Source organism: Neorhizobium sp. PAMB6716, assembly GCF_058242805.1.
In genome coordinates this window covers 673,298-699,500 of record NZ_CM177835.1, presented here as the reverse complement: position 1 = coordinate 699,500, position 26,203 = coordinate 673,298, and the positions used below count along the sequence as shown (strand labels likewise).

Genomic DNA, 26,203 nt, shown 5'->3' with positions numbered 1-26,203 from the left:
AGAGACAGCAACAGAGGCATACAATTTATCCAAACTGTACTGATGACAATGGAAATACAGGCGAGACATCAATGACCCGAAACCCCGCCGGCACACGCACAAAGGACGTCATGACGTCCATCCGCTCGCGGATCGGCAGCCGGGCGCTTCTGCCCGGCGACCGCCTGCCTTCGGTGCGCGCGCTTGCGGAGACGATGAAGGTGTCGGCAACCACGGTGGTGGAAGCCTATGACCGGCTGGTGGCCGAAGGCCTGATCCGGGCTCGGCGTGGCGCAGGGTTTTTCGTGGCGGAAAACACCACGCTGCCGCTTGCGCTTTCCCGCACCGCAACGCCGCAGGCACGCGCCATCGATCCGTTCTGGGTGTCGCGGCAATCGCTCGATGCAGCGGGCGACGTGGCAAAGCCCGGCTGCGGCTGGCTTCCCGCCCATTGGATGCCGCAGGAGGCCATTTCCCGCGCCATGCGCCATCTTGCCCGCGCCGATCCTGCCCTGCTGTTCGACTATGGCGAGACGCGCGGCTCCGCCACGCTGCGCCGCCTGCTGTTGTCGCGGCTGGCCGACCAGGGCATTGCCGCCGGCCTTGATCAGGTTCTGCTCACGGCAACCGGCACGCAGGCGCTAGATCTGGTCTGCCGTTTCCTGCTGCGCCCCGGCGATACGGTGCTGATCGACGATCCCTGTTATTTCAATTTCCGCGCCCTGTTGCAGGTGCATCAGGTCAAAGTGGCGAGCGTGCCTTACCTTGCCGACGGGCCGGATCTTGCGGCCTTCGAGGCGGTGCTTTCTGCGGAAAAGCCGCGCCTCTACATCACCAATTCCGGGCTTCACAACCCGACAGGCGCGACCGTTTCCCCACAGACAGCCCACCGCCTGCTGAACCTTGCCGGCCAGCATGGCATCACTGTCATCGAAGACGATATCTTTGGCGATTTCCAGCCGGAGGCCGGTGCCACGCTTGCAGCGCTGGATGGCTTGAAACAGGTCATCCGCATCGGCAGCTTTTCAAAGACGCTCTCGGCCTCCATCCGCTGCGGTTATATCTTTGCCCGGCCCGACTGGATCGAGGGGCTGGCCGATCTTCAGGTTGCCACCAATTTCGGTGGACCAAGCCCGGTTTCGGCAGAGATCGTCGCTCATGTTCTATCCGGCGGCAGCTACCGCAAGCACATGGAGGAATTGCGCCGAAAGCTTTCCCATGCGCGGCGCGATGTGAGCGAACGTCTGGCGCGGCTCGGTATCGAACCTGTTCTGACCCCACGCGGCGGTTTTTACCTCTGGTGCCGTTTGCCGGATGGCGCAGACTCTGCAAGCCTTGCGCAAAAGGCGCTGGCGTCAGGCGTCGTTCTGGCCCCGGGCAATGTGTTCAGCCTCAGCCAGGCGGCAGGCGATAGGATGCGCTTTAATGTGGCGCAGATGCAGGACCCGCGCATCGACCAGGTGCTGGCGGAGGCCTTGGCACAGGCTTGCTGAAGGCGCTTTTCGAAGGATGCCGCCTGCCCGCGCCACGCAAAAACGCCCGGGCTTGCGCACCGGGCGTTCTGTTATCGGAAATGATGACCGCGATTACCGGCTGGCAATCACCCGATTTGCCGCAGACACGATGGCCTCCAGCGAGGCTGCAACGATATTGGTGTTGATGCCGACACCGAACAGCTTTCCGCCGGCATGCTCCACCTCGACATAGGCGATGGCGGATGCATTCGAGCCGTGCTGCAGCGAATGCTCGGAATAATCGGCAACGGACAGGTCGACGCCGAGATAAGTGGAGAGCGCATTGATGAAGCCATCGATCGGGCCTGTCCCCTTGCCCTCGATACGCTTTATCTCACCATTGTCAGTGATCTCGGCGGAGACGACCCGCACGCCCTTGTGCTCCATGCCGGCCGGGTATGTCTGGTGGTCAACGAACTTGATGCGGGCAGCCGGCTGCTCGACATAATGCTGGAGGAAACGTTCGTGGATGCGCTTTGACGGCAGCTCCACACCCTCTTCGTCGGTGATGCGCTGGATTTCCTCGCGGAACTCCACCTGCAGGTTGCGCGGCAGGTTGATGCCGTAATCCTGGGACAGGATATAAGCGATGCCACCCTTGCCGGACTGCGAGTTGATGCGGATGATCGCCTCATAGGTGCGGCCCACATCCTGCGGATCAATCGGCAGGTAAGGCACTTCCCAGACCGGCGAATTGGCCGTCTTGATCGACTTCATGCCCTTGTTGATGGCATCCTGATGCGAGCCGGAAAAGGCGGTGTAGACCAGTTCGCCAACGTAAGGATGGCGCTCGGGAATGACCATCTCGTTGGAATATTCGTAGACGGCCTTGATGCGCTCGATATCCGAGCAATCCAGTTCCGGATCGACCCCTTGCGTGAACATGTTGAGCGCCAGCGTGACGACATCGACATTGCCGGTGCGCTCGCCATTGCCAAACAGCGTGCCTTCGACACGGTCAGCGCCGGCCATCAGGCCGAGTTCGGTCGCGGCGATGCCGGTGCCGCGGTCGTTGTGCGGATGCAGCGATACGATGATGTTTTCGCGGTTGTCGAGGTTGCGGCACATCCACTCGATCTGGTCGGCATAGACGTTCGGCGTTGCCATTTCGACGGTGGAGGGCAGGTTGAGGATCAGCTTGTTTTCGGCCGTCGGGCGGATTTCGGCCGTCACGGCATTGCAGATTTCCAGCGCAACCTCGAGTTCCGTGCCGGTGAAGCTCTCCGGCGAATATTCAAAGCGATAACCGCCGCCGGCCTTTTCAGCCATGTCCATGATCATCTTGGCCGCATCCACCGCGATCTGCTTGATGCCGGGCACGTCTTTCGCAAACACCACGCGGCGCTGCAATTCGGAGGTGGAGTTGTAGAAATGGATGATCGGCTTATGGGCGCCGTCCAGCGCCTCGAACGTGCGGGTGATCAGTTCGGGGCGGCACTGCACCAACACCTGCAAAGACACGTCCTCAGGCACGCCGCCTTCTTCCACGCACCAGCGGGCAAAGTCGAAATCGGTCTGCGACGCCGACGGAAAGCCGATCTCGATTTCCTTGAAGCCCATGTCCAGGAGCAGCTTGAACATGCGGGCCTTGCGATCATGGCCCATCGGGTTGACCAGCGACTGGTTGCCGTCGCGCAGATCCACCGAACACCAGATCGGCGCCTTGTCGATGACCTTCGACGGCCAGGTACGATCGGGGATCTGGATCTGCGGATAGGCGCGGTATTTGCGCGATGCGTCGGGCATGCCCTTGATGCCGGAAGCGGTGACAGTGGCGGCGGAATTCTTGGCGTCCATGGTTCTTCTCCTTCGCGTCCAGCGTCGGCGCTTGTGCCTCAAGGCTGTTACAGCGCCGTGACGATGGATCAAGGCCTCCTCAGAGGCTTTTGGTCTACAAATCGGGGAATTTCTGCGAGGAGCTTTGAGCCGACGGGCGCTTACGGCCGCCGGGCGCTCCTCAACGGACCCGGCAACCGCGGATAAGGCCGAGGAGAAGAAGCGAGTTTGGCACCGACGCGACAAAGCCGGCCGCAGCGCGGGCCGTCATTTCAGTCGCAGCAATGGATGTGCCGTTGTTCGTCATGGGAACTTGATAGCGCGGGAATTAGGGGAGTGCAAGCGGGTTATTCGGCGGCATCTTTCCGCTGGTCTTCCAGCTTTTCCGTCAGCCAGCTTTCCACAAGAGCGTCGCGCGAAAGCCCAAGCTCTTTGGCACGCCTCTCCAGCCGCAGCAGTGTTCCGCGCTTCACGGCAACCGTCATCTCCACCGGCTCCAGATTGGGGCGCGTCGCCTTGCTCCAGTCGACATAGGCACTGACATCCTCGCCATCGTCGAACTTCCGGTCAAATTCCTCAGCGGTTATTTTCTGCATAACGAAGCCTTTCCGCCAATCTGGCGCGCCTCACCGATATGATCCGGACGGCATCCCCGCGCATCGTGTAGACACCGGTCCAAAGTTTCTCGCCGATGCGGCCAACGGTGATCCGCCGCAACTCAAGATCACGGCTTGCATCGGCATCAACACGAAAATCATCATACCACAAAGATTGCGCCTCCACGAAATCGATTCCGTGCTTGGCCTTGTTTGCTGCACTCTTTGCCGGATCGAATTCGAACTCCATCTGGCCATGAGATCACAACCTGGCGAAGAAATCGAGCGCGTTACCCCTTGGTCGCTACCCGCTTCAACCCCAGCATCACAGCCCCGGCGATCAGCCCCCAGAAAGCGCCGGAGACGCCGGCGAAGGCAAGGCCGGAGGCGGTGACGAGGAAGGTGATGGCGGCGGCCTCGCGGGTTTCGGCATCGCGAAAGGCGGCCTGGGCGGAATTGGAAAAGGCGCCGATGAGGGCAAGGCCGGCCACTGCCTGCAACAGGATTGGCGGCGACAGCGCAACGAAGGCGATGATGGCAGACGCCAGAAGCCCGAGAAGGATATAACCGACACCGCCGATCAGCGCCGACCAGTAACGCCGCTTCGGATCGGCATGCGATTCTTCGCCAGCGCACATGGCCGCCGTGATGGCAGCAAGGTTGACCGGCACCGCACCGAACAGCGCTGCCACGGCCGAAAACAGGCCGGTGGAGACAAACAGATGGCTCGGCGCAGGCTCATAGCCATTGACCTTCAGGATGGCGATGCCCGGAATGTTCTGCGAGGCCATGGTGACGATGAACAGCGGCACAGCGACGGAGATGAAGGCATGCAGGCCAAACACCGGTGCCACCAAGATCAGGTCCGGATGAATGGCGCCGCCGAGCCGTGCAAACACATCCGGCGGAAGGTCCACGCCAAAAACCAGCACGCCGACGAAGGCCGCAAGCGCCGCCGGCACCGCCCAGAGACGTTTCCAGATCACCACGATCATCCAGGCCGCCACGATCGGCAGGCCGAGCAGCGGGTTAAAGGCGATGGCCTTGACCGGGGCAAGACAGAGATTGACGAGAATTCCGGCAAGCATGGCATTGGCAAGCGGCGCCGGGATCATCCGCACGGCCTTGCCGAGCGGCGAAAACAGCCCTGAGAGCACGATGAGGCCCGCTGCCATGACAAAGGCGCCGACGGCTGCCGGAAACCCGCCCTCGATGACGCCGATGCCGGTCAGAAGGGCAGCCCCCGGCGTCGACCAGGCAATGCTGATCGGCATGCGTTTCCAGATTGGCAGGATGATGCCGAGCAAGCCCATCAGCAGCGACAGCGCCAGAAGGGCAGACGCCACTTCCGGCGGCGTGGCCCCCATGGCCGTCAGCCCCTGCATGATGACGGCAAAGGAACTGATGAAACCGACAAATGCGACCAGAAGCCCCATGATCAGAGCCTGGACGGAAAAATCTTTCAGCATGCTGGAAACCCGGATAGGAGGCGAAAATGCCTGCCGTTTGAGAACCAGAATGACGCTGGCTTGGCAAGCCGAAACGCCGGCAAATCGGTTCTTGCCCTGCCCCGGCAAAACCTCCGCGGACCACCCGCCATGCGCTCGACGGGACCGAATTGCCGCCAGTCTTACCTTCCTGCTGCGGAAAAACGGTAAATTGTGGCGGAGTTTTCCCCTTGCCGCTTGCCTATGACAACGGTTTTGCCTACCTCGCGGACCTTGGTTTTATGAACGCGTGAGGAACAGGCCGTGATCCAGACGCCTTATTATCTGATCGACAAGTCGAAGCTTCTGCGCAACATGGAGAAGATCGCGACCCTGCGCGAACTGTCCGGCGCCAAGGCGCTGCTTGCGCTCAAGTGCTTTGCCACCTGGGGCGTGTTCGATTTCATGCGCGAACACATGGATGGCACGACGTCCTCCTCGCTCAACGAAGTGCGCCTTGGCCATGAGCGTTTTGGCAAGGAAACGCACGCCTATTCCGTCGCCTATGCCGATTACGAGATCGACGACGTGATTTCGCATGCCGACAAGATCATCTTCAACTCGATAGGCCAGTTGACGCGGTATGCGGACAAGGCGGCGGGCATCACGCGCGGCCTGCGCCTCAATCCCGGCGTTTCTTCCTCCACCTTCGATCTTGCCGATCCCGCCCGCCCCTTCTCACGGCTTGGCGAATGGGACCTGAAGCAGGTCGAGCCGGTGATGGATCTCGTCTCGGGCTTCATGATCCACAACAATTGCGAAAATGGCGATTTCGATCTGTTTGACCGCATGCTGGGTGAGATCGAGGAAAAATTTTCCCCGCTTCTGAAGAAGGCCGAATGGGTGAGCCTCGGCGGAGGCATTCACTTCACCGGCGAGGAATATCCGCTCGCAAAATTTGCCGAGCGGCTGAAGCGCTTTTCGGGCGAATATGGCGTGCAGGTCTATCTGGAGCCGGGCGAGGCCTCGATCACCAAATCGACGACGCTCGAAGTCTCCGTGCTCGACACGCTCTATAACGGCAAGAAGCTGGCCATCGTCGATTCATCCGTCGAGGCTCATATGCTCGACCTCCTCATCTACCGCGAAAGCGCCAAGATGAGCCCCAATGACGGCCCGCACCGCATCATGATCTGCGGCAAGTCGTGCCTCGCCGGAGATATCTTTGGCGAATTCAATTTCGACCATGACCTGAAGGTTGGCGACCGGATTTCGATCCAGGACGCCGCCGGTTATACCATGGTCAAGAAGAACTGGTTTAACGGCGTGCAAATGCCGTCAATCGCCATCCGCGAACTGGATGGCAGCATCAGGACGGTCCGTGAGTTTGACTACACGGACTACGAACACAGCCTTTCCTAAGGCTTCTGACGATTGGACACGAAGGAGTTAGTCCTCATCATGAAAAAGAACGTTCTCATCATCGGCGCCGGTGGCGTCGCCCAGGTCGTTGCGCATAAATGCGCGCAGAATAACGACGTGCTGAGCGATATCCACATCGCCTCGCGCACCAAATCCAAATGCGACGCCATCATCGCTTCGGTTCACGAAAAGAAGGCGATGAAGCAGGCGGGCGTGCTGGAAGCACACGCGCTCGACGCGCTCGACATCGAGGCTACCAAGGCACTGATCGAAAAGCTCGGCGTGGAAATCGTCATCAATGTCGGCACCGCCTTTTTGAACATGTCGGTGCTGCGCGCCTGCATGGATACGGGCGTCGCCTATATCGATACGGCCATCCATGAAGAGCCGAACAAGATCTGCGAAACACCACCGTGGTACGGAAACTACGAGTGGAAGCGCGCCGAAGAATGCGCGGAAAAGGGCATTACCGCCATCCTCGGCGCCGGTTTCGATCCGGGCGTCGTCAACGCCTATGCGCGCCTTGCCAAGGATGAATATCTCGACAAGGTCACCGACGTCGATATCGTCGACATCAATGCCGGCAGCCATGGCAAATATTTCGCCACGAATTTTGACCCGGAAATCAATTTCCGCGAGTTCACCGGCGTCGTCTATTCCTGGCAGGGTGGCGAATGGAAGGTCAACAAGATGTTCGAGATCGGCAAGGACTATGACCTGCCGGTCGTCGGCACGCGCCGCGCCTATCTCTGCGGCCATGATGAGGTGCATTCGCTGGCGAAAAACATGGACGGCGCCGACGTGCGCTTCTGGATGGGCTTTGGCGATCACTACATCAACGTGTTCACCGTGCTCAAATCGATCGGCCTTCTCTCCGAACAGCCGGTCAAGCTTGCCGATGGCTCCGAAGTCGTGCCGCTGAAGGTCGTCAAAGCCTGCCTGCCCGACCCCTCTTCGCTTGCCCCCGAATACGAAGGCAAGACCTGCATCGGCGATTACGTGAAGGGTTTTAAGGACGGCAAGGAAAAGACCGTCTTCATCTATAACGTCGCCGACCACAAGGAAGCCTATAACGAAGTGGGCTCGCAGGGTATTTCCTACACCGCCGGCGTTCCCCCGGTTGCTGCCGCCATGCTGGTCGCAACAGGCGAATGGGACGTGAAGAAGATGGCCAACGTCGAAGAACTGCCACCGAAGCCGTTCATCAACCTGTTGAACAAGATCGGCCTGCCGACGCGCATCCAGGACGAAGACGGCGATCGGGCTGTGGAGTTTTAAGCCAAATTTTGGCCCGATGAAAATCATGAACCCGCTGGAGAGATCCGGCGGGTTTTTGTTTGGGATCAATACAAGCCGTCACCCTCGGGCTTGTCCCAAGGGTCTGCTGTCGCCACGATTGCCAGCGACGTCACACGTTATCAAGCCACGGCAGATGCTCGGCACAAGGCCGAGCATGACGGAAGAACAGGCAGACCCGTAACCCTTGCGCCGAAGGCAAAGTCACTCCCCTCAAATATAAATCGGCGCCATCCGGCGCCAGGCGCCGGCGCGGTGGGCGCGGCCGGTCCAGAGGTGGAGGCGGTGGTCGATGCCTTTTTCGGCAAGCAGGCGGCTCAGGTGAAAATTGTTGTCGAGGAAGGGGTCGGCGTCGCCGATGGTGAGCACGATCTCCATCTGGCGCAGCCGCTCCAGGCGCCAGTCGCTGCCAAGGCCGGGCAGGAAATGGGTCGGCGTGTGGAAATACACGTCTTCGTCGTAATAGCCGTCCATGAGATCGCCAAAGCAGTCGACCTTCAGCGTCAGGTCATAACGACCGGAAAAGGCCACCAGCTTGCGAAACAGATGCGGGTGGCGCAGCGCAAGGCTTGTGGCCTGATAGGCGCCAAGACTGCAGCCGTGCGCAATCGTGCAATCATGCGGGTTTTTCGCCGCCATCAGCGGCATGACCTCGTTCAGCACATAATCTTCAAAGGCTGCGTGGCGGCGAATGCGCTCGGCTGGATGGCGGCGCGGGTCGTAGAAGCTTTCACTCGCCAGCCCCTCGATGCAGAACAGCTGCAACTGCCCTGCCCTCACCTTGTCCCCCAGGCTTTCGACCACGCCCAGTTGCTCATATTCGAAAAACCGACCCTCGCGGGTCGGAAACATCAGAACCTTTGCGCCGGCATGGCCGAAAACGAGAAGCTCCATATCCCGGTGGAGCCTTGGACTGTACCAGCGCACATATTCCCTGTTCATGGAACCTCGAAAAACCGCCGGATCTTCTGTGACAGCAGAGCATGTTGCGCTGCAGAATCAGGATAATCGAAGTGGCCCGCGTCGAGAATGAAAGTTTCGTTAAATTTTGATGGCGGAAGGGCATTGGCGACGGAGAACTGGCACGGCGGGGCAACGGCCGGATCAAACCGTGCCACCGCCACCAGCACCGGCGCGGTGATGCGGGTGGCAGCGGTTGCGGCATCGAAAAGCCGCAGCGTGGCATCCACCTGCGGATGCCGCTTGCGATAGATCTGCACGGCCGCCGCGCTGCCCGTCGTCGGCAGCGTCAGCCAAAGCGGCCTGTTGCCAAAGGTCGGCACTTCCAGAAAGCCGCGGTCGATGCGCGAATCGAACGGCATGGCAAGCGCACCAAGGCCGCCGCCAAAACTGATGCCGCTATAACCGAGGCGGCCGGCAAGATCCGGATGCAGCGCGAGCAGCGCCGAGACGGCAATCCACAAATCCTCGACGCAGCCGCCGATCACGTATTTTTCCGGCTTGTCGATATCGTGCAGCACATGCCAGTGCGATTGCGGCGAGATCGGCGGATGCGGGCTTTTCGACAGACCACGAAAGCAGGGAAAGACCAGTACCGCATCCCGCACCGGAAAATCGAAATCCGGCGCCTCGCGCCCGCCATAACCATGGCCGACGACGATACCACGGCGGACTTTTTCACGCGCCGGCGTCAAAATCCAGCCGCCGATCCGCACGCCATCCGTCGAGGTGTAGAACAGTTCTTCCACACGAAAGTCCGGATGGGACAGCGGGCTTGGACGACGCCTTGGCGCTGCCTGCACGGCCAGCGCGCGCGCATACCGGGCCTGCCAGAAGGCATCAAAACCGGCAGGCGCTTGCGGAGCCTTCAAAGCAAGAAGCTCTTCCAGCGAAAGGCCGTAGGTGGGATCAAAGGCGAAGGGATGGACTGTCGGGATGCTCATGGATGCGGTTGTTTCGCGAAATGCCGCCGGCCACAAGACAAAAAGGGCGGGAAACGGCGGCAAATTTCTGAAAAGGACGCGCTTTTCTGTGGGCAAGCCCGGGCGTACACAGCGTCGCGCATCGGGCTGTTTTCTGCCATCTGGAGGGCAGATTGGAAAGAGGTGAGTGGCCTCGGCTGGACCTGTCCTGGGCAGACCTGCGGCGCGTTTGCCGGTCATAGTCCTCGATTGCCGCCGACGATACATGCGCAAGTCCTTGAATACGTTTCACATTACAACCCATTACCAAGCGATGCAGCTTTTACGCTGCATTGCAGCAAAGGCCGAAATGGCCTAGTTTTTCCTCGGGGCTGCGGATCAAGGCGCGCATGGAGCATCCATGCCAGATCGAGGATTGCAGATGGATCAGACACCAACTCTTGGACCTTCACCGACCTCTCGCAAACAACCGAAGGATCTTGAAACCATTGCCCGCAGCGGCGGCGTTTGGCGGCGCATGGCGGCGCGCGTTCCGACCTACCTTGCCGATCTCCGGGAAAATCCCGCCTGGCTTGCGATGTTTCTTCTGGCCCGCACCATGCCGGCCCGGCGTGCCCACTGGCTGACGGCAAGAAAAGTGGCCGATACCGCCCCCCAGCCATCGATGTTCGGCGATATTTCGCCGCGCATGGCAGCCGAGGCACTCAGGCGCGATGGCATCTTTACCGGGCTGACGCTTCCGGCGGAAATGACCAACGAGATCGCCCAATTCGCCACGACCACGCCCTGCTTTGGCAATTTCGACCGAAAGCTTGAGTTTCTGGCACCGGAGCATGACAAGGCGGAGGCACGGTTTGGCCGTTCGCTGCTGAGCGGCCACCATTTCGAGCGTATCCTGCAATGCCCGGCCGCCCTTGCCGTGCAGCAGGATCCGCTGCTGATTGCCATTGCGCGCCATTATCTCGGCGGCGAGGCAAAATTGATCACCACCCGCACCTGGTGGAGTTTTCCCACCAAGGCGGCCTCGGAGGCGGATCTCAACAAGGCCTCCTTCAAGTTTCATTTCGATCTCGATGACTGGCGCATGCTGAAATTCTTCTTCTACCTGTCCGATGTGGACGATGAGGCAGGCCCGCATGTCTTCGTGCGCACAAGCCACCGCAGGCGCCGGCTGAAACACCAGTTGACCCTCCTGGTCGGGCATCCCTCCGAAGAGGTGCTGTCCTTTTATGGTCAAGACAGTGCCACAACGCTGACCGGCCCGGCCGGCTTCGGCTTTGTCGAAGATCCCTTCGGCTTTCACATGGGCACACTGGCCAAGACAAAACCGCGGCTGATGATGGAAGTGGGCTTTGGGATCTCCAAACCCTCACGACGTCGCTATCACGGCGAACCCATCGTGCGCTGAGCCTTCAAGGGCCGCACGGCCTTGCACCGGAACGACAAAACCCGCCGGCATCACACCGGCGGGTTTTGTTTTTCAGACAACGGCGAGAAAACCTCAGCCGATTTCCGACTGGCTTTCGACGATCTTCGACACCAGGCCGTAGCTTACGGCGTCTTCGGCAGACAGCCAGTAATCACGGTCGATGTCCTTGGCGATCTTTTCTTCCGTCTGGCCCGTGGCCTTGGAGAAGATCTTGATCAGGCGATGGTTCATCTTGATGATTTCGCGCGCCTGGATCTCGATGTCGGACGCCATGCCGCGGGTGCCGCCAGAGGGTTGGTGCAGCAGGAAGCGGGTGTTGGGCAGGCAGATGCGGCGTTCTCTCGGAACCGACACATAGATCAGCGCGCCGGCGGAGGCGACCCAGCCGGTGCCGATGATCCAGACCTTCGGCTTGATGAACTTGATCATGTCATGGATGGAATCACCCGATTCGACGTGGCCGCCGGGGGAGTTCACATAGATGCGGATGTCCTCGTCGCTGGCGGCGGCCAGCGCCACAAGCTGCGTGCACACCTTCTGCGCCAGTTCCTGGGTAATGCCGCCATAGATGAAGATCGAACGCGACTTGAAAAGGTTCGCCTCCGTTTCCTTGCCGAGCGCCAATTCCTTCGTCTTGTCGTCGTCGTTCTCATCAAGCATCGAGCAGTCTCCAGTGTGGATTTCCTAACCCCGGACATAATGCGTTCGTCGTCACAAAACAATGCGCCAAACGCCAGGAGCGCATCGTAAGGTGAATCCGGTCTTCGTCATTTTGCGGATGGACAGATTTTTAGGCACTGCCTAATCTTGTCGCGATGGCATCGCGGCGGGCTCCCACCGTCGTCGCTGCCAAAATCCGTTCAAGGGGAACTTGTCATGTTTAAACGTCTCACGGTGACCGCAGGTGCTTTTGCCGCCGCCGCACCTGCCTTCGCCCATCTCGATCCGCTGGCGCATGGATCTATTGCCGCCGGGCTGTCGCATCCGCTGTTTGGCGCAGACCATGTGCTGGCCATGGTGGCGGTTGGTCTGTGGGCAGCGCAGATTGCTTCCCTGCCGGGCCGCAAGGCAGCCCTCGCCATCGTGCCCGCAACCTTCGTTGCCACCATGGCGGCCGGTTTTGCGCTGGCGCTCGCAGGCGTCCAGCTTCCCTTTGTCGAGCCGGGCATCTTGGCCTCGGTCATCGGGCTTGGCCTGCTTGTTGCCATGGCCGTGCGTCTTCCGGTGGCCATGTCGGCGGCCATCGTTGCCGTGTTTGCACTGTTCCACGGCCATGCCCACGGGGCGGAACTGGGGGCTGCCGGCGCGTGGAAATTCGGCGTCGGTTTTGTCATTTCCACCGCTTTCCTGCATGCGGCCGGCATTGCCATCGGCCTTGCAGCCGGGCGGGCAGCGCCGGTGCTGACACGGATTGCCGGCGGCCTCACCGCCCTTGCCGGCCTGTCGCTGGTGTTTGGCTGAGAGCCCGTTCAATTCCCTGCGTTCGGGGGAGCACAAGTCCCCCGAAACTTACGGCGATTTAACAATCGCCGCTGCTGAAAAAGCCCGAATCCAGCCCCATTTCCTCCTCATGGGCTGCCGCTTGGCCCGCCACACGAGGAGACGACCATGTCACCGGAAGAACGCCAACTGCTGAGCGCATTGTTCGACCGCATCCGCACTGCCACCGCCACGCCGCGCGACCCCGAAGCGGAACGCCTCATTGCTGATGCGCTGAGAGCAGAGCCCGCCGCGCCCTATTACCTGGCGCAGGCCGTCATCGTGCAGGAAAAGGGGCTTGAAGCGGCCTCCGCGCATATTACCGAGCTTGAGGTACGCATTCGCCAGCTTGAAGCTGCACCTGCGCAGGAGCCGCCACAGGGCCGTGGTGGGTTTCTCGATTCGATCTTCGGCTCCGGCCGCGCGCCGCAGCAAGCCGCACGTCCAGCGCCGGCTGCCGGCCCCTGGGGCAGCGCCCCGTCGGCAGGCCCTGCCCAGCAGCCTACGCCGTTTGGCCAGCAGGGCGGTTATGCACAGGCACCCGCTAATCAGCCGCAACAGGGATATGCACCGCAGCAGGGTTATCAACCGCAGCAGCCGGCCGGCCCCTGGTCATCCGGCGCGCGGACGGGCATGGGAGGCGGGTTTTTGACCGGCGCACTTGGCACGGCGGCTGGCGTTGCCGGCGGCATGCTGCTTGCCAATTCGCTGAGCGGCATTTTCAGCAACCACATGTCGGGCCTTGGCCTTGGCAATCCCGCCGCCGAAGGTCTGGCCGGCGCCCCGGTCGAGGAAACCGTCATCAACAACTATTATGGCGATGCCCCGTCAGCCCCCATCGACGCCAGCGACGTGCCGGACACTACCGCCGACGACAACATCCAGCAGGCCGATAGCAGTTGGAGTAACGACGACAGCGACTTCGACACAAGCGACGACAGCGATTTCGCGTAATTTTTTGATGCTACGGACAGCGCCAAGCAAAAGCCCCTCATCCGGCTGCGTCCTTCTGACCCTTCGCCCCGCCTGTGGGGAGAAGGAAGGGCGGAGATGCGTGGCTCCCCCCCGGCAAGCCAGGGTGGGGGGCAACTTTTAGACACCCGTCGCAGCTGGCTGTCGCCCCGGCCCTTCGCTTTAGCTTAAGGGCGTTCGCTGCTCAAATCGCTCCACTGGAGCGATTTGCCGGCTTCGCCGTCGCAGCTCACCCACGTCCGCGATAGGTGGGGACGCCCTGATCGGGGAGCCACACACCTTGCGGCAGGTCGCCGGTCTGCCAGAACACATCGATCGGGATGCCGCCGCGCGGATACCAGTAGGCGCCGATGCGCAGCCATTTCGGATCGAGAAGCTCCACGATGCGGCGCGCGATATAGACCGAGCAATCCTCATGGAAGGCACCGTGGTTGCGGAAGGACTGCAGGAACAGTTTTAGCGATTTCGATTCGACCAGAAAGCCATTCGGAATGTAATCGATGACGATATGGGCGAAATCCGGCTGGCCGGTCATCGGGCAGAGCGAGGTAAATTCCGGCGCCGTAAAGCGCACGACATAATCGGTGCCGGCATTGCTGTTGGGCACTTTTTCCAGAACAGCCTGTTCCGGGCTTTGCGGTGCATCCACCTTCTGGCCGAGCTGCGACAGCCCGCTGACATCCGTCATGCTCATTGTTCGTGACCTTCTACCTGAACTTTCAAACCATGTGCCCGCTCGCCTTCGGGCTCCACGTGGATGGCGAGAGAGGCGCCGGGAATAGCCTCTTTGATCGCATCTTCCAAGCGGTCGCAGATTGCATGCGCCTCGATGACCGTCATCGCAGCCGGCACCACCAGATGGAAATCGATGAAGGCGACCGCGCCGGCGCGGCGGGTGCGCAGGTCATGCACGTCGAGCACGCCGGCCGAATGGGCGGTGATGGCCGCCTTGATCGCCGCTTCCTCTTCCGGCTCCACAGCCCGGTCCATCAGCCCGCCGACCGAATGGGAAATGACCTTGCCGCCCTGGTAGAGAATGTTGATGCCGACGATGATGGCAAGCAGCGGATCAAGGATCGCATAGCCCGTGAGGATGGCCAGAACCAGACCGATCAGAACGCCGATGGAAGTGACCACATCCGACATGATGTGATGGCCATCCGCCTTCAATGCCGGCGATCGGTGGCTGGTGCCGATGCGGATGAGAAGCGTTGCCCAGGCCGCGTTGATGACGCCGGCCAATCCGTTGATGGCAAGCCCCAGCACCGGGGCATCCGGAAGACGCGGCTCGACCAGCCCGCCCCAGGCCTCTTTGACGATCAGAAGGGCGGCAACGATAATCAGCACGCCCTCGATGACCGCTGAAATATATTCTGCCTTGTGGTGGCCAAACTGGTGATCATCATCGGCCGGGCGTTGCGCGTAGCGGATGACGAAATAGGCGATGAAGGCCGCAGTGACATTGACCGAGCTTTCCAGCCCGTCCGACAAAAGCGCCACCGACCCGGTGACCCACCAGGCCAGCATCTTCAGGCCCATGACGCCGATAGCGAGCGGGATCCCCCACAGCGCCAGGCGCTGAACCAGTGCGTTCTTCGTGTCGGTCATCGTCTTTCCATGCGTCTGCGAATGAGTTGCAAGTGCCCTGAAACGGCGAAACCGCCGGAGCGCAACATAGCGCCCGGCGGTTTCGAATTCGTGGCGTCTATGACGAAGATTGCAGCGAATGTCAAAGCACCTTTTGCCCGGACTGCCCTTCTGCCTCGCCAGACGCGCTGGCGGATCACCAAAACCAGCCTTAAATTTGCCATCCGTCCGCCGTTCTGCTTGAAGACGGCAGGGCGCGGCCTCACGGCCATCAGGGGGCATTCGATGAACATGAAACGGGTGTTGACGCGGTCGGGGCTTACCCTGCTCGGGCTTTGTGCAGAGCTTGGGGTTTATCTCCTTTGCCTGCAATGGAGCGGCAATTTCCACGAAGTCCTGCCGGGGCGCTATTATCGGTCCGCCCAGCTTTCGGCGACGACCCTTGCCACCGATATCGAGAAATATCACATCAAGACCATCATCAACCTGCGCGGTGCAAAACCCGGCACCCGCTGGTACGACGATGAACTGGCCGTGGCTGAGGCCCATGGCGTGACGCATGTCGATTTTCCGATGTCGGCCAGCAAGCGCCTGACGCCTGAGGAGAGTTATGCACTGGTGGCGGCGCTCAGGGCAGCGCAAGGCCCTCTCCTCGTTCACTGCAAGAGCGGTGCCGACCGCACCGGCCTTGCCTCCGTGATGTATCTGCAGCAGGTAGCCGGCGTCGATGAAGAGACGGCCGAATGGCAGCTGACGCCGCTTTACGGCCACGTGAACATTCCCTTCACCGGCGTCTACGCCATGGACGACACCTGGGAAGCGTTCGAAAAGCTGATCGGATTGCCGAGTTAAAGCTTAGGAGAAAGTGGCGCGCTTTTACATCGCGCCACCGGCACTCAGGCCGCCTTTTCCTTCACCCGCTTGGCGAGTTTTTCCACCACGTTCTCGATCATCCGCATGCCGGCGTCACCGCCGAGCGTCATGATCGATTCCGGGTGAAACTGCACCGCCGCCACCGGTTCTTTCGCGTGTTCGATGCCCATGATTGTGCCATCCTCGCTTTCGGCGGTGATGATAAAATCCTGCGGCAGCGTTTTGGGATCGGCAAAGATCGAGTGGTAACGGCCGACGGTGACCTCACGGCCAAGCCCCGCAAACACGGTCCCGGCTTCCAGCACGCGGATGCGCGAGGGTTTTCCGTGCATGGGCACGGCAAGCTGGCGCAACTCGCCGCCATAGGCTTCGGCGAGCGCCTGAAGGCCAAGGCACACACCGAAGATCGGCAGGTTTTTCGCCCGCGCGGCCTTGATGGTGGCCTTGCAGTCAAAATCCTTCGGGCTTCCCGGTCCGGGCGACAGAACCACCAGATCCGGCTTGATGCGGTCATAGATTTCGGCTGCCACCGGCGAGCGCACGGTGGACACTTCCGCTCCCGTCTGGCGGAAATAGTTGGCGAGCGTGTGGACAAAACTGTCCTCATGATCGACCAGAAGGATCTTCACCCCCTGCCCGACCTTCTGGACATCACGTCCGACCTTGGCCGTATTGCCGGCACGCGCATCGCGGATGGCGGAAATCATGGCGGATGCCTTCAGTTCGGTTTCGGCTTCTTCTTCCTGCGGGTCGCTGTCGTTCAGAAGCGTCGCGCCGGCGCGCACTTCGGCAATGCCATCCTTGATACGGATGGTGCGCAGCGTCAGCCCCGTGTTCATGTTGCCATCGAAACCGACCATGCCGATGGCCCCGCCATACCAGGCGCGCGGGCTTTTTTCGTGGCTTTCGACAAAACGCATCGCCCAGAGTTTTGGCGCACCGGTGACGGTGACGGCCCAGGCGTGGCTGAGGAACGCGTCAAACGCATCCATATCCGGACGCAGCCGGCCCTCGATATGGTCGACCGTGTGGATGAGGCGCGAATACATCTCGATCTGGCGCCGGCCGATGACCTTTACCGAACCCGGCTCGCACACACGGCTCTTGTCATTGCGGTCGACGTCCGAGCACATCGTCAGCTCGCTCTCGTCCTTCTTGGAATTCAGGAGCTTCAGGATCTGCTCCGAATCGGAGATCGCATCCTCGCCGCGACGGATGGTGCCTGATATCGGGCAGGTCTCGATGCGCCGGCCAGACACACGCACGAACATTTCCGGCGAGGCGCCAACCAGATATTCCTGATGGCCAAGATTGATGAAAAAGGAATAGGGCGACGGATTGATGGCCTTCAGGCGATTGGAAATCTGCGAGGGTTTGCTGTCGCAGCGCTCCATGAATTTTTGGCCGGGCACGACTTCAAAAAGGTCGCCGCGGCGAAAGCTTTCCTTGGCCTTCACCACCAGTTCGGCATATTCGCCGGGACGGTGATCGCCCTTTGGCGGAATTTTATCGGTGGTGCGGAAGGGATCGGGCGCGATCTCCTGATCCTTGCCGACGGTCGTCACCTCCCCGCGCGAAAAATCGTAGCGGTCGATCCAGGCCTTGGCGGCATGATGGTCCACAACAAGGATTTCGTCGGGCAGGAACAGCACCATGTCTCGCTGGTCGTCCGGGCGGGCAAGCTTCAGGTCGATACTGTCGAACTGGAAGGCAAGATCGTAACCGAAGGCACCGAACAGGCCGATGGCCGAATCCGCATCCGAATGGAAAAGATCGACCACGGCGCGCAAGACGGTAAACACCGTCGGCATTTTCGAGCGCTCTTCCTCGGTGAAGGCGCGCGTCGGCGGGTTTACGGTCAGATCCAGCCGGCGAAGGGAACGCTCACCCAGCGTCAGTTCGCTTTCGGTCGCCAGCCGTTCGGCAATGAAATCGAGGAGAACTTCGCCGCGCCCGTTATAGGCTTCGATCCACACCTTGCGGCCGAAGGAGGAGAGCCCGAGCGGCGGATCGACAATGGCCGTATCCCAGCGGGTATAACGGCCCGGATATTCGTAATTGGAGGAAAACACTGCCCCGCGCCGCTCGTCCAGCTTGTCGACATAGCTGGAAATCGCATCGGCATAAGGCGCCGGCCGGCGTTTGCGGCTGACCGTGATGCCACCGCGGGTCTCATAAACCTCGGAGCCATCGTCTTCGATAATCGTTACCATGCAACACCTCTCCATTATCCTCTGATCCGGACCTGGAAGGCGCTCTTAAGACAAAAAAAGCCGCCTCGAGGTTCGGGCGGCTTTGTCTTGTCTCAGAACATGAGTGGTCAAGGCCGCGTTTTAGCGAGCCCACCACCAGATAGCCATGATCATCGACGTTTTCATGAGCATGGTGATACCGCGTCATCCCGCGTCCCGCAAGCCCCCCGCGCGCTTTCAGGCCAGACCGGTTGCACCGCAGCAGGCACACCAGATTAGCGTTTAAATAATAAATCCGTGTTTTAGTTACTCCGAAATTAAACGGTTGCCACGGGGGCGTCGCGGCCGGATTATCAGCATGTTCGGGGTCTTACGGATGAAGATAACAATCTCTCGGTTTCTTGTCGTCTTCGGCTGCACGCTGATGGCAAGCTTTTGCCTTGCTGTCGGCATCCTGTTGTATTCTCTGCAACAGTTGAAGATCGAGGGGCCGCAGTATGAGCGGATCGTCGACGCCAAGGATCTGGTCGCCGATATTCTTCCGCCGCCGATGTTTCTGGTGGAGGCCTATCTCACCGCCATCGAGACCGCCCGGCACCCGGAAGAGACCGATGCCAATATTGTCGTCCTGCAAAAGTTGCGCCAGGACAGCGAGACGCGTCTTGCCGTCTGGGCTGGCAAGGACTTGCCCGCCGAGATCCGCACACAGATCGAAACGAAGCTGAAGCCGGCCACAGACGCGTTCTGGGACATGCTGTTTCGCCGTATGGTGCCGCAGTTCAACCTGGCAAAAGCGGACGGACGCGACATCAACCTTGTGCCCCTTCGCCGGCTGTTCCTCGAGCAACGGGCGGCTGTCGTGACGCTGGTGGGCCTGTCGGAGACCTATATGGCCACGGTTGCAAGCCACTCGAAATCGCAGGACACCACCTTTCGCATGCTCGCCTACGGTGCCTGTCTGTTTGCCATCACCTCGCTTTTCGGGGGGCTGACGCTGTTCCGGCGGATGGCCGTCAGCCCGATGCGCGATATCGGCCGTTTCATGACGGCGCTTGCTGCTGGCGACTACCAGAGCCCGGTGCCGCACAGCAATCGTCAGGACGAAGTGGGCGAAATGGCCAAGGCGGTAGCACATTTCCGCACGGCCGCGCTGGACAAGCAGGCGCTGGAGGCTGAGGCAAGCCTGCAATCAAACCGCGCCGCAACCGAGCGCGCCCAGCAACTGGCAAGCGAAGTGGAACGGGCCGCAACGTTGAAGAAGGTGATCGATGATCTCGGCGCCGGTCTCGACCGGCTGTCGAAGTTCAATATCCATGTGACGCTCGACGACCCCTTCCATGCCGAATTCGAGGTGCTGCGCGAAAACTTCAACCGCTCGCTGGCCGTTTTCCAGCAGACCATGAAGCGGGTGCTCGGCAAGGCCGACGAGATCCGCGCCAATTCCGAAAGCCTCGATGGCTCCGCCGACGATCTCGCACGCCGCACGGAACAGCAGGCGGCCGCACTCGAGGAAACCGCCGCAGCGCTGGACCAGATCACCAGCAAGGTTGCCACCTCCAGCAGCCTCACTCGCAACACGCTGGTCAAGAGCACCCATGCACGCGAGAACGTCGAGCGATCCTCACAGATCGTGCGCGAGGCGATTGCCGCCATGGAGCGTATCGAGGATGCCTCGCAGCAGATCGCTTCGATTACCGGCGTGATCGACGAGATCGCTTTCCAGACCAATCTTCTGGCGCTGAATGCCGGGGTGGAAGCCGCACGCGCCGGCGAGGCCGGAAAGGGCTTTGCCGTGGTGGCGCAGGAAGTGCGCGCGCTGGCGCAACGCTCGGCTGCGGCAGCCCATGAGATCAACAGTCTGATTGCCCGTTCGGCCACCGCCGTTGCCGGCGGCGTCGATCTCGTCAGCCGCACCGGCGAGGCACTGACCGAAATCCAGAGCGACATCGCCTCGATCGCGGGCGATGTCGATACCATCGCGCAAGGGGCATTCGAGCAGGCCGACGTGCTGCAGGCGATCAATTCCTCCGTCAACCAGATGGACCAGATCACCCAGCAGAATGCCGCCATGGTGGAGGAAATGAATGCTGCCACCCATTCGCTCACCGAGGAAGTGGGGGACATGGTGCATCTGGTCGGCCAGTTCGTCCGCAATGACAGGCAGGGATCAGAAACCAGCCGTGCCGCCTGAAGCCTGCCGGAGGCTGGGATGCGTGACCGCCTCGACAGGCGATGAGACCAAAAGCCCGCTCGTGCGTTGTCGTTGCCAGAACGGCACGAGGAGCGGGTGGAATGATACAGCGAATACTGGTCCTGGCGGCAGCAAGCCTGATCCTGATGGGCATGGACCTGCCGGAAAACGGTCCGCGCCCCGATGTGAAGCCGCTCGTGTCCGAACAGACAGACGTTCAGGCGAAAAATCCGACCGCCGACACACCAAAGACGGCGGTGGAAACACCCAGCCAGCCCTCGGACATTCCCGTTCCAGCGGCAAAGCCCGATGAGATCAAAGGCGACCAGCCCGAAAGCGACGCCGCCCCCTCCAGATCCGATACTGGCAAACCCGATACTGACAAGCCCGCAGCGGGGAAGCCGGATGATGCATCCGGCACGGCCAAGGACGACGCGCGGGACGACGCCAAGGAAGACGAGAAGAAGCAAGACGACAAGAAGGACGAGGCATCCCCTGCCCCGCCGCCTATCGTCAAGGAAGATCCGCAAAAGCTCGAGGCCTGCCTGAGAGACCTGAAGGCACTGGGGGCGGAGTTCGAAAGCTTGCCCCCGGTCACCGACGAGCAGAACGGCTGCGGCATCGAAAAGCCGATTGCGCTATCGCAGGTGCTGCCGGGCATTCCGCTTTCCGACAAAACGCCGATGCGCTGCGAGGCTGCCCTGTCGCTTGCCCGCTGGATGAAGGATCTGGTGGAACCCAGCCTCAAGACCGCGCTGCCGGAGCGGCGTATTGTCGGGATCAGCAACGCATCGAGCTATGTCTGCCGGCTGCGCAACCACGCTGAAACTGGCAAGATTTCCGAGCATGCCCGCGGCAACGCCATCGATATCGCCGGCTTCAAGCTGGACAATGACGAAACCATTGCCATGACGCCAAAGGAGGAGGATTCCACGATGACCGGCGCCTTCCAGCGCACGGCAACCGCCGGCGCCTGCCTTTACTTCACCACCGTCCTCTCTCCCGGCAGCGATGCCACCCATCAGGACCACCTGCATCTCGATGTGATGGAGCGCAAGGGTGGCTATCGCTACTGCCGGTAAGTGCGGGGGCTAGAACAGCCCCTCGATATAGCCTGCCTCATTCAGCGCAATACGCTCGGCAGACGGTGAGCGCGGCAGGCCGGGCATGGTGCGGATTTCGCCGGTGATGGCCACCACGAAACCGGCGCCTGCCGAGAGACGCACTTCACGTACGCTGACCGTGTGGCCTGTTGGGGCGCCAAGACGTTCGGGATCGGTGGAGAAGGAATATTGCGTCTTGGCGATGCAGACCGGCAGGTGGCCGTAACCTTCTTCCTCGAAGCGGCGCAATTGTTCGCGCACGGCAGGTTCTGCGGTCACGTCGCCGGCGCGATAGATTTCGCTTGCCACCGTTTCGATCTTGTCCATCAGCGGCAGTGCGTCGGCGTAGAGCGGCTTGAAATCGGCCGTGCCGGCATCGGCGATGTCCACCACACGCCGGGCGAGATCCTCGATGCCGGCAGAACCATCGGCCCAGTGGCGGCAGAGGATGGCTTCCACCCCATGCGTGGCGGCATAGGCCTTAACGGCGGCCACTTCGCTCTCGCTGTCGGAGGAGAAATGGTTGATGGCGACAACCACAGGCACGCCGAATTTCTTGATGTTTTCAATATGGCGGCCAAGGTTGACGCAGCCGCGCTGCAAGGCCTCGACATTTTCGGCACCGAGATCCGCCTTTGCGACACCGCCGTTCATTTTCAAGGCCCGCACGGTTGCGACGATGACGGCAGCAGCGGGTTGAAGGCCTGCCTTGCGGCACTTGATGTCGAAGAATTTTTCCGCCCCGAGATCGGCACCGAAGCCGGCTTCCGTCACCACGTAATCGGCAAGTTTCAGCGCGGTGCGCGTCGCCACCACCGAATTGCAGCCATGGGCGATGTTGGCAAATGGGCCGCCATGCACGAATGCCGGATTGTTTTCGAGCGTCTGCACGAGGTTCGGCTGCATGGCGTCCTTCAGCAGCACCGCCATGGCGCCATCGGCCTTCAGGTCGCGGGCAAACACCGGTGTGCGGTCGCGGCGATACCCGACGATGATGGCACCAAGACGCTGTTCCAGATCATGCAGGTCCGAGGCTAAGCAGAGGATCGCCATGATTTCCGAGGCAACGGTGATGTCAAAACCGCTTTCGCGCGGAAAGCCGTTGGAGACACCGCCGAGCGGGCCAACGATCTGGCGCAGCGCCCGGTCGTTCATATCCATCACGCGCCGCCAGGTGATGCGGCGCAGATCAAGATCCAGCGCATTGCCCCAGTAGATGTGGTTGTCGAGCATCGCGGCAAGCAGGTTATGCGCCGAGGTGATGGCGTGGAAATCGCCGGTGAAATGGAGATTGATATCCTCCATCGGCACGACCTGCGCATAACCGCCGCCGGCCGCGCCACCCTTTACCCCGAAACAGGGGCCGAGCGAGGGTTCGCGCACGCAGATGATGGCGCGTTTGCCGATGCGGTTGAGGCCATCGCCAAGGCCGACGGTGGTGGTCGTCTTGCCTTCGCCCGCCGGCGTCGGGTTGATGGCGGTGACGAGGATCAGCTTGCCATCCGGCCTGCCGGCCTGCGCGGCAATGAAAGAGGCGGAAAGCTTTGCCTTGTCATGGCCGTAGGGAACCAGATCCTCCGCCGGAATGCCAAGCTTGGCGCCGATCTCGAAGATCGGCTTCTTGGTGGCGGCTCTGGCGATATCGATATCGGACGGCACGGTTCCCATTCATTCCTCGCTCTTACACCTTGCAGGATGGCGCCTTCATTAGCGCATCGCGATGCCGGCTGGAATGGCCAGAACCTGGTGATCGAAGGTGACGAACAGAAAAGGCGGCGCGAACAGTGTCGCGCCGCCTCAGCTGATGCAGGGGACTGGAGGTCAGAAACGCTGCGTCAGCGAAATCTTGAAGCTGCGGCCGGGCTCAGAATAGAAGGCATTGTTGGTCGCACCGCTGGTCTGGCGGATGGTGGTGTAGTCGTAATAGGTACGGTCGAACACGTTGTAGACACCGGCGTTAAAGCGCAGACCCTTCACCTGTTCCGGCTCCCACCAGGCAGTCAAATCGACAAGGCCGTAACCGGCAGCGCGCGAATAGGTGGTCTGGTCGACCTTGCCATTGTCATGCGATCCCGCAACGCCGGTCAGATCGACGCCGACACCCCAGAAGCTCGTATCGTAACCGATGCTTGCCACCACCTTCATCGGCGCAACGGAGGCAAGGTTCTTGTAGCTGTCGAGGTTTTTGCCGGTGGATGCCGTAAGGCCACCGCCAAGGCGCAGGCCGCTGTCGAAGGTCTTGTGGGCGGAAAGTTCCAGGCCGTAGATCTCGGCGCGGGCAACGTTCATGTATTGGGAGATGCCGCCTTGCCGATAATCGGCCCGGGACAGGCCAAGGGCGGCGGCTTCGGCATCATTCAGGGCGCGCATGTCGATGAAATTCTTGTAGCGGTTATAGAACAGGTTGATGCGGCCGCCGAATTCCTCGTCGCCCAGGTTTGCCCCCACTTCGAAACCATGGCTGGTCTCGGTTTCCAGATCGGCATTGCCGAGACGCAGATAGGTGCCCGGACCACCGAACGAGCTATACAACTCGCCGGCAGACGGTGCCCGGAAACCCATCGCCCATTGGCCAAACAGCTCGACCTTGGGCGCAAGGTCATAGGCAAGCCGCAACTTCGGCGATAGGCCGGCATCCTCGAAGCCTGCCGGCAGCGTCGGGTTGCTGGCATTGTCATCGTAGGCTTGCGTCATCTTCGGCTCATGCTTTACCCAGTCGAAACGCACGCCGGGGGTGAGCTTGACGCCACTGTCACCGATGGAAATCTCGTCATCAAGGTAGAGGCCAATGCGGTTGCTATCCACCTTCGGCGTATCGGCCTGATTGGTGTGCAGATTGCTGCAGGCGGTAAAGCCGGTCGGATAGCTGCCACTAGAAAGGGGCGCGGGGCAATTGTCATAACCAGCCGAATATTGTTCGATCGTGCTCGTGGCGAGATCGAAGCCGAAGGTGAAGAGGTGCTTGGTCGCCCCGAGATCCACATCCTTCTGCACCGCGCCAATCAGACCGAACGTGCTTTCCTCGTTGGAATTGGCGCGCCCAATGGGCCCGATGACGGAATAAGAGCGGTAGCCGGTATAGCCATCCACCGTGCGGGTCTTCATCCAGTAGAGCGAGGCCCAGGCATTGTCGATGATGCTGTCATCGCTCTCGCTTTCGAACTTGTAGTCCAGCGAGACGCGGTCGCGCTCGTTTTCCTTGTTGTTGGTATAGTCGCCGGGAAAATAATTGCTGGTCGACGACTGGGCGGCCGTCGCCTGGGTGGACCTCATGTCGGTATCGCGGTCCTTGCGATAGCGTTCGCCCGTGATGCCGATCGTGTGGCCGCCTTCCAGCTCCTGGCGCAGCTTGACCAGAAAATTATACTGGTCGAAATCGGAGGGGTTCGCCTCCGTGCGATTCGTATAGGTGCCACCGGTCGAGCCGTTCGTTTCGCGCTCATGGCCCTTGCGGTAGCTGCCCTGGAACAGCATCGAGGTATTGTCGATCCTCTTGGCGACGGCAGCCGATCCTTCCCAGCTCTTATCCGTGCTGTCATAGGTGGACTTCAAGAGCACGCCCCAGTCACGCCCCTCGCCGATCAGATCCTGCGGCTCAAGCGTGCGGTAGGCGATAACACCGCCCAGCGCGCCCGCGCCGGCACGGCTGGAATCAGCCCCAAGCATGACATCCACGGCTGACAGCGACGAGAAACTGAACGTATCGACGCCACCGGTCGCGCTGCGGGTTGGATCGTTGAAATAGGGGATCGGGATACCGTCGATGGTGGAAAGCACGCGGTTGCCCTCAAGGCCGCGGATGTTGACGGCACCGGTCGTGCGGTTGAACGTCACGCCCGGTTCGGCAACACGACCGAGATCTTCCAGATTGGTGATCTGCTTGTCTTCAAGCTCGGCACTTGTGGTCTCTGTGGTGAGTGGGCTGTCGGTCGCACTGCCCTTGGCCGCCGCCGCGGCCCGCTCGCCCTTCACCGAGACCCTTTGAAGCACGGTGGTATCGGAGGCAGCATTTTCCGCAGAAACGGCGGCCTCCTGTGCGATGGCTGGAAGAGCCAGCGCAAGGAGCGACAGACCTGTGCAGGCAAGAAGAGAAACGCGCAAGCGGTTTAGCATGAAAACCTTTCCCAGCCCCCAAGCAACAGCGCGCACAAAATCGCGGCCGCGCAAGGAGCGACGTTCAATACTGAAGATGAATAGACCGGCGACGCAGAAGCGCCTTATCCATGCCGAATAAAAAACATGATCCTGTTTGTCAACATTAAACATGACTCTGTGTATCATGTTTTAGTTGATCAAATCGTGTCAATTCCGACACAAGCTCAGAATTTCCAGGACGGGGCCGGAAAATTCACTGGCAAAACCTAGCGAGCGCACTAAACGCTGCACAGCCGTTCAACAAAGACCGCACGCCTTCAAAAGGGTATTTAAGACGATCGTAAGCACTTTTAGTTGTAAATTCTAATATTCGAAAACGGCTCTGGCTC

The 26,203-nt window shown here is 60.7% G+C and carries 21 protein-coding genes; 9 read left to right on the top strand and 12 right to left on the bottom strand.

Annotated elements, in window-relative coordinates; all coding sequences use genetic code 11:
- The first annotated feature begins 71 nt into the window (after window positions 1–71).
- The gene (locus AC4CWH_RS03300; protein ID WP_491320373.1) at window positions 72–1,472 is read left to right on the top strand and encodes an aminotransferase-like domain-containing protein; all 1,401 of its coding nucleotides are present in this window, start codon (window positions 72–74) and stop codon (window positions 1,470–1,472) included.
- 93 nt (window positions 1,473–1,565) lie between these two features.
- Here the strand turns inward: AC4CWH_RS03300 and leuA are convergent, their stop codons facing one another.
- The 4 genes from leuA to AC4CWH_RS03280 form a co-directional block, all read right to left on the bottom strand.
- Window positions 1,566–3,290 (bottom strand): 2-isopropylmalate synthase, encoded by a 1,725-nt coding sequence (leuA, locus tag AC4CWH_RS03295; RefSeq protein ID WP_491320372.1) that lies wholly within the window; start codon window positions 3,288–3,290, stop codon window positions 1,566–1,568.
- Window positions 3,291–3,616: 326 nt separating this feature from the next.
- Window positions 3,617–3,865: a type II toxin-antitoxin system BrnA family antitoxin gene (gene brnA, locus AC4CWH_RS03290; protein ID WP_491284198.1), complete on the bottom strand. Its 249-nt coding sequence runs from the start codon at window positions 3,863–3,865 to the stop codon at window positions 3,617–3,619.
- On the bottom strand, window positions 3,846–4,115 hold the full coding sequence (locus AC4CWH_RS03285; protein WP_491320371.1) for a BrnT family toxin: 270 nt from the start codon (window positions 4,113–4,115) through the stop codon (window positions 3,846–3,848). Before AC4CWH_RS03285 ends, brnA begins: the two co-directional genes overlap by 20 nt.
- Window positions 4,116–4,155: 40 nt before the next feature.
- The gene (locus tag AC4CWH_RS03280; protein ID WP_491320370.1) at window positions 4,156–5,334 is read right to left on the bottom strand and encodes a benzoate/H(+) symporter BenE family transporter; all 1,179 of its coding nucleotides are present in this window, start codon (window positions 5,332–5,334) and stop codon (window positions 4,156–4,158) included.
- Between the two features lie 282 nt (window positions 5,335–5,616).
- Between AC4CWH_RS03280 and AC4CWH_RS03275 the strand changes: the two genes are divergently transcribed.
- On the top strand, window positions 5,617–6,714 hold the full coding sequence (locus tag AC4CWH_RS03275; RefSeq protein ID WP_491320369.1) for a carboxynorspermidine decarboxylase: 1,098 nt from the start codon (window positions 5,617–5,619) through the stop codon (window positions 6,712–6,714).
- Window positions 6,715–6,753: 39 nt separating this feature from the next.
- Window positions 6,754–7,992, top strand: coding sequence for a saccharopine dehydrogenase family protein (locus AC4CWH_RS03270; protein ID WP_491320368.1), 1,239 nt, complete (start codon window positions 6,754–6,756; stop codon window positions 7,990–7,992).
- Window positions 7,993–8,223: 231 nt separating this feature from the next.
- Here AC4CWH_RS03270 and AC4CWH_RS03265 read toward each other — a convergent pair whose 3' ends face one another.
- Complete coding sequence (locus AC4CWH_RS03265) at window positions 8,224–8,952, bottom strand: esterase family protein (RefSeq protein ID WP_491320367.1); 729 nt, start codon at window positions 8,950–8,952, stop codon at window positions 8,224–8,226.
- Window positions 8,949–9,914 (bottom strand): acetylxylan esterase, encoded by a 966-nt coding sequence (locus tag AC4CWH_RS03260; protein ID WP_491320366.1) that lies wholly within the window; start codon window positions 9,912–9,914, stop codon window positions 8,949–8,951. Before AC4CWH_RS03260 ends, AC4CWH_RS03265 begins: the two co-directional genes overlap by 4 nt.
- 400 nt (window positions 9,915–10,314) lie before the next feature.
- Between AC4CWH_RS03260 and AC4CWH_RS03255 the strand changes: the two genes are divergently transcribed.
- Complete coding sequence (locus AC4CWH_RS03255; RefSeq protein WP_491320365.1) at window positions 10,315–11,301, top strand: phytanoyl-CoA dioxygenase family protein; 987 nt, start codon at window positions 10,315–10,317, stop codon at window positions 11,299–11,301.
- Between the two features lie 93 nt (window positions 11,302–11,394).
- Here AC4CWH_RS03255 and AC4CWH_RS03250 read toward each other — a convergent pair whose 3' ends face one another.
- The gene (locus AC4CWH_RS03250) at window positions 11,395–11,982 is read right to left on the bottom strand and encodes an ATP-dependent Clp protease proteolytic subunit (RefSeq protein ID WP_491320364.1); all 588 of its coding nucleotides are present in this window, start codon (window positions 11,980–11,982) and stop codon (window positions 11,395–11,397) included.
- 216 nt (window positions 11,983–12,198) lie between these two features.
- Here AC4CWH_RS03250 and AC4CWH_RS03245 point away from each other — a divergent pair, with 216 nt between their 5' ends.
- Both AC4CWH_RS03245 and AC4CWH_RS03240 read left to right on the top strand, forming a co-directional pair.
- Window positions 12,199–12,783 carry a HupE/UreJ family protein gene (locus AC4CWH_RS03245; protein ID WP_491320363.1) on the top strand — a complete coding sequence of 195 codons (585 nt, stop codon included), beginning with the start codon at window positions 12,199–12,201 and terminating at the stop codon, window positions 12,781–12,783.
- Window positions 12,784–12,930: 147 nt separating this feature from the next.
- Window positions 12,931–13,755 (top strand): DUF2076 domain-containing protein, encoded by an 825-nt coding sequence (locus AC4CWH_RS03240; RefSeq protein WP_491320362.1) that lies wholly within the window; start codon window positions 12,931–12,933, stop codon window positions 13,753–13,755.
- A gap of 247 nt (window positions 13,756–14,002) precedes the next feature.
- Here AC4CWH_RS03240 and queF read toward each other — a convergent pair whose 3' ends face one another.
- Both queF and AC4CWH_RS03230 read right to left on the bottom strand, forming a co-directional pair.
- A complete protein-coding gene (gene queF, locus AC4CWH_RS03235) occupies window positions 14,003–14,467 on the bottom strand; it encodes a preQ(1) synthase (RefSeq protein ID WP_491320361.1) in 465 nt (154 codons plus the stop codon).
- Complete coding sequence (locus AC4CWH_RS03230) at window positions 14,464–15,381, bottom strand: cation diffusion facilitator family transporter (protein ID WP_491320360.1); 918 nt, start codon at window positions 15,379–15,381, stop codon at window positions 14,464–14,466. The genes queF and AC4CWH_RS03230 overlap by 4 nt, the downstream gene beginning before the upstream one ends.
- Before the next feature lie 264 nt (window positions 15,382–15,645).
- Here AC4CWH_RS03230 and AC4CWH_RS03225 point away from each other — a divergent pair, with 264 nt between their 5' ends.
- The gene (locus AC4CWH_RS03225) at window positions 15,646–16,212 is read left to right on the top strand and encodes a dual specificity protein phosphatase family protein (RefSeq protein ID WP_491320359.1); all 567 of its coding nucleotides are present in this window, start codon (window positions 15,646–15,648) and stop codon (window positions 16,210–16,212) included.
- A 44-nt stretch (window positions 16,213–16,256) separates the two neighbouring features.
- On the opposite strand, the gene AC4CWH_RS03220 is transcribed toward AC4CWH_RS03225, so the two are convergent.
- Window positions 16,257–18,446 (bottom strand): anthranilate synthase, encoded by a 2,190-nt coding sequence (locus AC4CWH_RS03220; protein WP_491320358.1) that lies wholly within the window; start codon window positions 18,444–18,446, stop codon window positions 16,257–16,259.
- Between the two features lie 355 nt (window positions 18,447–18,801).
- Between AC4CWH_RS03220 and AC4CWH_RS03215 the strand changes: the two genes are divergently transcribed.
- Together AC4CWH_RS03215 and AC4CWH_RS03210 are read left to right on the top strand one after the other, a co-directional pair.
- A complete protein-coding gene (locus AC4CWH_RS03215) occupies window positions 18,802–20,616 on the top strand; it encodes a methyl-accepting chemotaxis protein (protein WP_491320357.1) in 1,815 nt (604 codons plus the stop codon).
- Window positions 20,617–20,717: 101 nt separating this feature from the next.
- Complete coding sequence (locus AC4CWH_RS03210; RefSeq protein ID WP_491320356.1) at window positions 20,718–21,698, top strand: extensin-like domain-containing protein; 981 nt, start codon at window positions 20,718–20,720, stop codon at window positions 21,696–21,698.
- 9 nt (window positions 21,699–21,707) lie between these two features.
- Here the strand turns inward: AC4CWH_RS03210 and AC4CWH_RS03205 are convergent, their stop codons facing one another.
- Entirely contained in the window at window positions 21,708–23,387 is a 1,680-nt protein-coding gene (locus AC4CWH_RS03205) for a formate--tetrahydrofolate ligase (RefSeq protein ID WP_491320355.1), read from the bottom strand.
- 153 nt (window positions 23,388–23,540) lie between these two features.
- Window positions 23,541–25,832 carry a TonB-dependent hemoglobin/transferrin/lactoferrin family receptor gene (locus AC4CWH_RS03200; RefSeq protein ID WP_491320354.1) on the bottom strand — a complete coding sequence of 764 codons (2,292 nt, stop codon included), beginning with the start codon at window positions 25,830–25,832 and terminating at the stop codon, window positions 23,541–23,543.
- Window positions 25,833–26,203: the final 371 nt, after the last annotated feature.